This is a genomic window from Microcoleus sp. BM001215392 (assembly GCF_036700185.1).
Classification (GTDB): domain Bacteria; phylum Cyanobacteriota; class Cyanobacteriia; order Cyanobacteriales; family Microcoleaceae; genus Microcoleus.
In genome coordinates this window covers 1-9639 of the sequence record NZ_JAUBOJ010000308.1, presented here as the reverse complement: position 1 = coordinate 9639, position 9639 = coordinate 1, and the positions used below count along the sequence as shown (strand labels likewise).

Sequence of the window (9639 nt, the reverse complement as noted above, 5' to 3'; positions counted from 1 at the left end):
GGTTAGGGGGATCGGGTCTTTTGATACCAACGAAAGGAGTTTTCAAACACCCTCTAAAGCGAATTCCCCATAGCTACCTATGCAAATCACCCTCAATCTCGACGAATCCCTTCTCAACGAAGCCCTGCTACTCACCAACCTCACCGCTCAAGAAGAACTGATTAAACTCGCTTTACAAGAACTTGTGCGATCGCGCCGCCAGAAAAACCTGCTAGACCTCGCGGGACAAATTCAGTTTGCTCCAGACTTCGACCACAAAGCCCTGCGCGAAACTCGTCATGTTGTTGATTGATAAAGCAGTTCGAGCTCCCATATGAACTATGACTGTAAATGGAGTTCTTAGGTGCATAACTTGCTCCCGTAACAAATTTCAAGAGGGCCGGGGCCCAACAACATACCTCATCTTTTTGGTAAAGGCTATATGTCTATAATAATCAATCACAAACTATCCGAAGCCAGCCGCAACTCCCGCAACATTTTTTCACGCTCCCCCGCAAATTTTATAGCAGTTTCCCAAGTAAAAGTAAAAGAGTGAAAAGAATCAGAATCAATCCGATCTTCATCTAAATCCACAATCACTTGCTTAAAAATTTTAAATAAGTCTTCTTGCAACAAATCGATTTCATCCAAAGTTTTCGCTTCGCGAATGTTTTGAATTAAACTTAAAATTGCCAAATTAAATTGATCTGCTTGATTTTTTTGTTTTTGTAAAAAGCGCGATCGCAACTGCCAAACCCAAGAGGCGAAAAGCGTTCCGATAGACAAATATAAAGCCATAAGATCGGAATTGGCAGCCCAAAAATCCGGCTTCTCGCGATCGTAATAAGCCTGGGCTCCCTCATGCAAAGGCAAAGCTAAGCCACCGCTACCTCCCGGCTGACTCATCATTGCCGCTAGCGAATTGGCCGCCACCAAATTGCGGCGGTACTCAAACAAAATCCGCGTAATTTCCCGCACGATCTCCGGATTGACATCCTCCCGTGCTATCAGAGTAGCCTGCACTCCCACGGTCGCCAAATCTGCATCGGGAACCGCCGGATCTGCTTTGTAAGTACCCTTAGGAATTATATCGGCTTCCAAATAAGGCAACTTTATTTTCATGGCAGATCCTTGGTCGATCTGCACTAGCTCTCCCTGGGTATTTTGCAGCAAATCTGTAACCAAATTACTGCCGGGAGGTATTACCCGAAAAATTGCATCAACCTCGCCATTACTAAATAATTTACTAGCCTCTGTCCAAGAAACTGGAGTAGATATAAAATCGGTTTCTTTTAAACCATAGTGTTTGCTCATAAACCAAAAAGAACTGTAAGAACCACTGCCTTTGGTCATGAGGGCAATATGTTTACCTTTTAAATCAGAAATACTTTTAATTCCAGATTTTTCGGAAACAATTAAATGAAAAACCTCTTTAAATAACGAAGCAATTACGCGAGCAGAAGAAACTGCGGGAGTATCGTTTTGTGCGATCGCTAACTGAGCCTCATTCGACTCAAGCTTACGCATATTTTCCTCAGAACCTTGAGTTTCAATGACTTGAATGCGGATGTGCGGATTATGTTGCATGACGACCTCAGCAAGTGCCTGTCCGAAAGGGTGATAATTCCCAGTTTTTGTTCCCGTCGCCAGCGTTAATTGATAGACTCGCTGCTTGTCTTGGTGAAGCTTCCACCCAAAAGCTCCAATCAGGAAAACACTTAAGAGAGCGACGGGCAGCAGAAATTTATTTTGCATTGATGTTGAGACTCGATAATAATGGCAAAATTACAAGTATTGTAGTTGAAATTTAGAATTGATCCGGCTCTCCGAGCGGGAGCGTGTTCGAGTCCAAAGTGCGGCAGTGTCAAGAAAGGGAAACGGATAAAGTCCGCTTGCTTCCCGATTCCCAGTTACCAATTCCTCATTCCCAATTCCCCATGTTACTATCCCTCAGCATCGAAAACTTTGCCTTAATTGACCGCCTGGATCTAGACTTTGGCCCGAGTTTGAACGTATTTACAGGGGAAACCGGGGCAGGTAAATCGATTATCCTAGATGCGATCGATGCAGTTTTGGGCGGGAAAGTCGATCGCCGATCGATTCGTACCGGAGCAACGCGAGCAATATTGGAAGCTACCTTTGAATTAGACTCATCCGCAGCAAAGTGGCTCTTCGAGCAAGAAATTGAACCCATAGACGGCAATTTAGCCGTTTGCAGCCGGGAAATTAACTTATCTAGCGGTGCTTTGCGCAGCCGATCGCGTTTGAACGGAATTCTCGTCAACCGCCAGTTAATGGAGCAACTGCGCGATCGACTCGTGGAAATTACCGCCCAAGGCCAAACCGTCCACCTCGGACAAGAAACCCTCCAGCGAGAATGGCTCGACTTGTACGGTGGCAAAAAACTCACTGAAGCGCGATCGACAATCACCGCCGCGTGGCTGGCAGCTTCCACCGCCAAAACCGCCCTCAAACGCAGGCGCCAGTCAGAACAGCAGCGCCTGCAAAGACTCGATTTATTGCAATACCAAGTTCGAGAACTCAGCGAAGCTCACATCGAAGACGGCGGTGAACTCGAACAGCTAGAACAAGAATCAATCCGCCTCGGTCACGTCGTCGAATTGCAGCAGCAAAGTTACAAAGTTCATCAAGCCCTTTACCAAAACGACGGCGACAGCGCCTCAGCCGCCGACTTGTTGAGCAAAGCCGAGGAAATTTTAAGCGACATGGTAGTTTACGATGTCCAGTTGCAACCAATCCTCGATATGGTCAGCGACGCCCTAGCTCAAGCCACAGAAGCCAGCAGCCAAATTAGCAGCTACGGCGAACAACTCGAAGCCGATCCCGAAAGACTCGAAGAAGTAGAAGATCGGATTCGCGAACTCAAACAAATTTGCCGCAAATACGGGCAGCTCTCAGAAGCGATCGCCTACTACCACAGCATCCAAAACGAACTCAACGAACTTTTAGAAGGAGGCGAGTCAATGGAAGCCTTAGAACTCGCATATCAGACCGCATTAGAGCAATTAAAAAATGCTTGCAGCCACCTCACCACCCTGCGGCGCTCCGCAGCCCTGAAACTCGAAACCCACCTCGTGGGAGAACTCAAGCCCTTAGCCATGGAAAAAGTGCAGTTTCAAGTCGCCATCTCGCCCTGTAGCCCAACCGCCACCGGTGCCGACCAAATCGCCTTTTGTTTCAGCCCCAACCCGGGCGAACCGCTGCAACCTTTGGGGGCGATCGCCTCCGGGGGAGAAATGAGCCGCTTTCTGCTCGCCATCAAAGCTTGTTTTTCCCAAATCGAAAGCGCCGGAACCCTAATTTTTGACGAAATCGATGCCGGAGTCTCCGGGAGAGTCGCCGGGGCGATCGCCAAAAAGCTCTATCAACTCTCCGACAAACACCAAGTTTTGTGCGTCACCCACCAGCCGCTAATCGCCGCCATGGCTGATTGTCATTTTCGCGTCAACAAACAGACGATCCAAGCAGAAGCAACGATCGACCAAACAGCTAACTCCGAATCCGGCGAACGCACTGTGGTTAGAGTTGCGGCGCTCAACAGCCAGCAGCGGCGGGAAGAACTCGCCCAACTCGCCAGCGGTCGATCGGCCCATGAGGCGATCGCCTTCGCCGAATCCCTGCTGGTAGAGGCCGCCGGATTGCGACAAACTCAGTCAGCCAAACCCTGACTGTAGGAGAATAGGGAAGCGAATCACCAGTCGAAAATAGTCAACGCCCAATTTCCACTTGGACAAACTGCTATTGAGACATTTGATTCAGGGTTGAAGGAAGTATCAAAGTTAAAAAATTAGTTTCAAGCCGCAAAAGGGCAAATAAAACTTCCCACGCACCACGGACAACCAACGCCGTCAAACTCAGTCGCTCAAATCCTCAGCTCACCCTCGATCCGATCGGGGGGTCAAAAAGCCGGAGTTTTTCAGAACCGGAGGTTACACTAAAAAGGGCAACTCCAAATTGCACAAACAAGTTGAAAGCCGCGTGACTTTAGTCCCGGGATGCAAACCCATAGCAGCAAAATTGACAAAAATTCTAGTTGAAAACCACAATTGTGTAGAAAAGGGCACACATCACTAGCAACTGCTGGTGTCACAATTGCCGCTAGTACCGCTGCGATCTTCCTGTTTCAGCAGTCCTTGGTGGAACGCGCATTCCACTCGGTCGCGGCGATCGCATCGAAGAGCGCCATTTCCCTACTTCAACCAGGCACCCATAATGTCAAAATCAGTTAATAAACCATTTAAACAAGATTCGCGATCTCTAAAAAGAGTGCAGCAATCCTACAGTCGCTTTACCGTCGGGCCCTCCGTTCGCCAGCAATGCTAACTGCATTTTCCTTGCCTCGTGACCGGACTTATGTAAACTGAGAAATAGTTTCACACATACTTGAGTCTTGTGCGATCTGTAACCCACTAATGAACTTGGCCGCTCTCTTCGTTTAGAGACTAACCCTTACACTTAAGCTTTTGTAAAGGTCTATGAATTCTTTTGCATCTTCCACGAATAAGTATTCTCCTACGGACGTAACAGTTGAAACAGTAGCAGTGGCTGTTGTAGATGTGGACGCCCAAAATCACCATCACCAACAGTCTCAGGAAACCTATGCTCCGCCTGCTTCTAGCAGTATTGCAATTATCCCTTATGACGGCAACTTTTCGAGCATTCTCGCCCCCCTAAACAAGCAAAGTTTCAAAGTAGTAGCTAAGGGAGTAGAAGAAAAACTTAAGGTTGTCAATCAAACCTTGGGAATGCTCGACAATATCCTTGATAGCGAAGGATTTGACGCCATCCTCAACGAGATGTTGCAGTCGATCACCCTCAAGACAGGGGAATTGCTGAATGCCGATCGCACTACGATATTTTTATTAGACGACGACAAAAATGAACTCTGGGCGATCGTCGCTAAAAACGAAAAGGGCGAAAACATAGAAATCAGAGTTCCCGCCCACGTGGGTATTGCCGGAGAAGTAGCCACACATCGCGGAGTGGTTAACATCCCTTACGATTTTTACAACGACCCGCGATCGGCTAACGCCAAAAAAACCGATGAAAAAACCGGCTACCGCACTTATACAATGCTGGCAATGCCCCTCGTCAATAAAGAAACAGACGAGTTAGTCGCCGTCGTTCAACTCATTAACAAACTCAAACCGAAGCACGAAAATTACCCTACTTTAGACGCACAAATCGATCGGCAAGGATTTACTGAAGCAGACGAAAAAGTTTTTGAAGAATTTGAACCGTCAATTCGCCTAATTCTAGAATCGTCCAAATCTTTCTACGCAGCAACTCAGAGACAGCGCGCAGCCACGGCCCTGATGAATGCCGTCAACGCTCTTTCTCAGAGCAGTCTCGACTTAGAAGATACCCTCAAAAGGGTAATGGATCAGGCAAAAGAACTGATGAATGCCGATCGCAGCACCCTATGGCTAATCGACGAAGATAAAGATGAACTGTGGACAAAACTCCCCAACATCGAAGGCAAACTTACAGAAATTCGCATACCCAAAACCGCCGGTTTTGCAGGCATCGTCGCCGAATCCAGCGAACCGCTGCTGATTTCCTTTGACGTGTACGACGATCCCCGCGCCGCCACTTCCCGAGCAACCGACGAAAAAACCGGCTACCGCACTTGCAGTATGCTGTGTATGCCAGTGTTTAACTCAGACAAAAAATTGATTGGCGTTACCCAATTAGTTAATAAAAAACGACAAGGAGAATTCCCCCCCTACAACCCGGCAGATTGGCCGCACGCCCCGGAACAGTGGAAAGCAAGTTTCAATCGCAACGATCTGGACTTTATGAAGTCCTTTAACATCCAAGCAGGAGTGGCGCTGCAAAACGCTAAACTTTTTGCCGAAGTCAAACAGCAAGAACAAAGACAAAAAGATATGCTGCACGCCCTGACTAACGGCGTGATTTCTACAGATAAAAAAGGCAATATAGTCGCCACAAATCCCAGTGCCCAAAAATTACTTGGCGTCAGCGAGGCTAAATTAGCCGAAGGTCAATCTTTACGCGAGTTAATTAAGTTAGAAAAAGGCGATTTTGCCAAATGGTTCGATGCGTCTTTGAATCCAGCAGACGAGAACGATCGCCAGCAATATTACCCCGATCAAGTTTTGCTCTCCTGTGCAGAAGAATCGCAGAGTATCAATCTCTCGATCAACTCCATGACCGACGCTACCGACCCCAACAAGGTAAACGGCGCCTTAGTTGTCATGGAAGATATTAGCAGCGCCAAGCAAGTCAAAAACTTGATGTACCGTTACATGACCCCAGAAGTAGCCGAAGCGCTGTTAGCTTCCGGAGATACAGGATTGGGCGGCAAGCGCAAAAATGTTTCGGTGTTGTTCTCAGATATTCGCAGCTATACCACACTTACGGAAAAATTGCAAGCCGAAGAAGTGGTAGTGATGCTAAACAAATATTTTGAAGTGATGGTAGATGTCGTATTCGAGTACGGAGGCACTCTCGACAAATACATCGGCGACGCTCTGATGGCAGTTTTCGGCTCTCCAGCACCCCTAGAGGATCATGCTTGGTGCGCCATGCAAACCGCAGTCAAAATGCGATCGCAACTAGACAAATTCAATGACGATCGCAGAGCTAATGGCGAATTGCCCATCAGTATCGGCATGGGCATACATTCCGATCAAGTTGTCAGTGGCAACATCGGCTCCAGCAAACGCATGGAATTGACTTCGATCGGCGACGGCGTAAACCTCGCCTCTCGCTTAGAAGGTGCCAGCAAGCAGTACGGCACAGACTTAATCATCAGCGACAATACTTACAAAAATTACAAAGATCGGCTGTACGTCCGAGAACTAGACTTTATTACAGTCAAAGGCAAAAGCGAACCCGTAATCGTTTACGAACTCGTCGGGATCAAAGCAGGTCAGTCTCCTATTGGCAAAGACCTGACAGAAACACAGCAACAAATTGTAGAACATTACAATAAGGCTCGCGAACATTACAAGACACCAGTCACTCAAACACTCTCTGACAGTGAGGTAAAAAACATCTTAGATGATGTCGCCCAAATGCCGGAGACAGAAATCAAAAAACTTTCCTACACTGTAGATCAGCAGTTGGAACACGAACTCAAAAAGCTGTTACATCAACTGAAAAAGCTTTCAGAGTACGAGCCGAAAAATCTGTCGGAAGCAGACAAACTGATCGTGCTGTTGCAACCAGAAATCCAACTGCTGAAATTGGAAGGTCTCAAAAACCTCTCGGAAGATGAAGCCAAAATGTTGCTGCAAGCCAAAATCAAGCACTTATCAGCAGATGATATTCAATCCTTGCAAGAGGGTGAAGTCAAAAAACTTTTGGAAGCAGACATCTTAGAACCATCAAATCCTAAAATCAAAAGGCTCAAACCCGCACAGATCAGGCAGCTATTGCAGGCGAAAATTAAAAGCCGGGCTTCGGAGACAGTTGCAGAAATGTTAGATGAGGAATTTGAAAATCTGGGACTCGATCGCGTCAAAAAACTCCTCAGCGAGTTTAAGAAAGCCTTGGAACCAAAAGCCAAGCAAGCCTTTAGAGACGCCGAACGCGAATTTAACCTCGTTCTGGAAGTTGACCCCAAAAATAAGGCAGCTAAACTGCACGTCGATCGCTGTGGATTATATAAGCTCAGCCCTCCCGACGTACTAAACTGGGACGGCGTGTGGAATCTCACAGAAAAATAGTAGCGGGCATAGGTACGGAGGGGGGGCGATCGCGATCGGGGGTGGGCCTCCCCCTCCGATCCCACCAATTAACCTCAAGATCCTGTTGGGGCAATTTTAAATTAGCTCCAACAGGTATGATTGTTAGATAACCCGACCAGAGACTCGCTTTCCCCGCTTTCCCCCCTTGCCCCGTTTGGCGCTGGCATCAGCCGAAAAACAACAAAGCACTTCTACCTTCAGGAGAGCTAAAAAAAGAGTTAGGACTGCCGCCAGCATTACCCAGTTTCTGAGAAAAAAATTGGGTAAAGGCGTGGAAACATCCGCTCAAAAACCGGATTTTATACCCGGGGTGCGTAAGCCTTAATAGCGTTGGCCGCCCGCTTTCACAAGCTTGGTTTCAGCAAATAGTCAAAGTTCTAGTCTTAGATATAGAAAACTACTAGCATCAGTTATGGATAATTGGAATTCGCAATCGGGAGATATTGAGTCGGTAGATCAGGTTTACCAACTATTACTGGAGGTTGCCCGCAGCTCGCTCTCAGATATCCCCAGAATCCCCGAAAACATCACTCAAAAGTCTCTTCCCCTGCTCCAAAAACTACAAAGCATTCAGCAAAGACCACAGGGACAAGCATTTAAATCAGATTCCTTTTCGGCAAACGATCTCGAATGGGTGGCTCAAGTCCGCCAACTGCTCGAAGAACTGACCCGCCAGTCTTTGTCGGAACGACCAAAAATGCCGGAAAACATGGCGGGCAGAGCTTTGAGTCTGGCAGATAAAGCACAAAGCATCAAAGAAACCATAGAAGAAAAATCAGCCCCCAGCCCCACAGATGAAGATGAGAACTCGTTTCAGTCTCCAGACGCGCTGCTGAATCTATTGCACCAGAGTTTAAAAACTCAGCGGGCCAAAAGCTACCAACCAGACGCTCCCGAATGGCACCAACTCTTGACCCTGCTAGATGTAGCGCAGTCAATTTACAAGCAAATCGAAAATTAAATTCAAGCTTAACTCAGGGGCGTCTTTATTTTGCGAGATCGCTGGCTGGCTCTTAAAGGCAGTTATGCTCTGACATAAATTTTTTTTGGCGTAGCGCGAACATTTCCGATTATTGCACTTTTGTCAATTAAACTAGGTTTAATCGGCTTTAGGGCAGGAGAACATGAGCGGACAAAACGTCGGTGATTTGTCAAAAGAAATATTAGCCGATCGCTATCAGTGCGATCGGCGACTAGGCAAGCAAGCTGGACGGCAAACTTTACTCGCCCGCGAGTTGAAAACCCAACAGCAAGTAGTAGTCAAACTGCTGTCATTCAGCAGCGACTTTAACTGGGAAGACTTAAAACTGTTCGAGAGAGAAGTCGAAACCTTAAAATCGCTATCCCACCCCGCAATTCCCCAATATCTAGACTCCTTTGAAATCGACACGCCCCAACGCAAAGGATTCGCCCTAGTTCAAAGTTACATCGAAGCCAAATCCCTACAAGAATATCTTTCAGACGGCCGCACCTTCAGCGAAAATGAAGTCAAACAATTAGCCGCAGCATTACTAGACATCCTCGGATACCTGCACCAGCGACAGCCTCCGGTGATTCACCGCGACATTAAACCCAGCAATATTTTACTCAAAAATCGATCGGGAAACAGCGTCGGCGAAGTCTACCTAGTCGATTTCGGTGCAGTTCAAACCCTAGCCACGCAACAGGGAAAAACAGTCACAGTTGTGGGAACCTACGGCTATATGCCGCCCGAACAATTTGGCGGGAGAGCAGTTCCCGCTTCCGATTTGTACGGTTTGGGAGCTACATTAATCGCCTTAATTACCAAGCAGCATCCAGCCGATTTGCCGCAGCAAGATTTGCAGATAGAATTCGAGCAATTCACCCAACTAAGTCCCGGTTTTACCAGTTGGCTGAAGTGGATGACGCATCCGAGTTTAGAGCGCCGTCCCGCCTCAGTCCA

General features: G+C 47.4%; 6 protein-coding genes. 5 read left to right on the top strand and 1 reads right to left on the bottom strand.

Annotated elements, in window-relative coordinates:
• Positions 1 to 79 precede the first annotated feature (79 nt).
• Complete coding sequence (locus QT974_RS25615; protein WP_333471226.1) at positions 80 to 292, top strand: type II toxin-antitoxin system VapB family antitoxin; 213 nt, start codon at positions 80 to 82, stop codon at positions 290 to 292.
• A gap of 146 nt (positions 293 to 438) precedes the next feature.
• On the opposite strand, the gene QT974_RS25610 is transcribed toward QT974_RS25615, so the two are convergent.
• A complete protein-coding gene (locus QT974_RS25610; RefSeq protein WP_333471225.1) occupies positions 439 to 1734 on the bottom strand; it encodes a TAXI family TRAP transporter solute-binding subunit in 1296 nt (431 codons plus the stop codon).
• A 182-nt stretch (positions 1735 to 1916) separates the two neighbouring features.
• On the opposite strand from QT974_RS25610, the gene recN reads away from it, so the two are divergent.
• From recN to QT974_RS25590, 4 genes are all read left to right on the top strand, one after another.
• Positions 1917 to 3668, top strand: coding sequence for a DNA repair protein RecN (gene recN, locus QT974_RS25605; protein WP_333471227.1), 1752 nt, complete (start codon positions 1917 to 1919; stop codon positions 3666 to 3668).
• 807 nt (positions 3669 to 4475) lie between these two features.
• Positions 4476 to 7694, top strand: coding sequence for a GAF domain-containing protein (locus tag QT974_RS25600; protein ID WP_333471224.1), 3219 nt, complete (start codon positions 4476 to 4478; stop codon positions 7692 to 7694).
• 433 nt (positions 7695 to 8127) lie between these two features.
• Positions 8128 to 8676 (top strand): inorganic pyrophosphatase, encoded by a 549-nt coding sequence (locus QT974_RS25595; RefSeq protein ID WP_333471223.1) that lies wholly within the window; start codon positions 8128 to 8130, stop codon positions 8674 to 8676.
• 163 nt (positions 8677 to 8839) lie between these two features.
• On the top strand, positions 8840 to 9639 hold an 800-nt coding region (locus QT974_RS25590), incomplete at its 3' end, for a serine/threonine protein kinase (RefSeq protein ID WP_333471222.1).

Coding starts and splice junctions, on each gene's coding strand:
- recN (WP_333471227.1), top strand. CDS start 1,917: ATGTTACTATCCCTCAGCATCGAAAACTTTGCCTTAATTGACCGCCTG.
- QT974_RS25600 (WP_333471224.1), top strand. CDS start 4,476: ATGAATTCTTTTGCATCTTCCACGAATAAGTATTCTCCTACGGACGTA.
- QT974_RS25610 (WP_333471225.1), bottom strand. CDS start 1,734: ATGCAAAATAAATTTCTGCTGCCCGTCGCTCTCTTAAGTGTTTTCCTG.
- QT974_RS25595 (WP_333471223.1), top strand. CDS start 8,128: ATGGATAATTGGAATTCGCAATCGGGAGATATTGAGTCGGTAGATCAG.
- QT974_RS25615 (WP_333471226.1), top strand. CDS start 80: ATGCAAATCACCCTCAATCTCGACGAATCCCTTCTCAACGAAGCCCTG.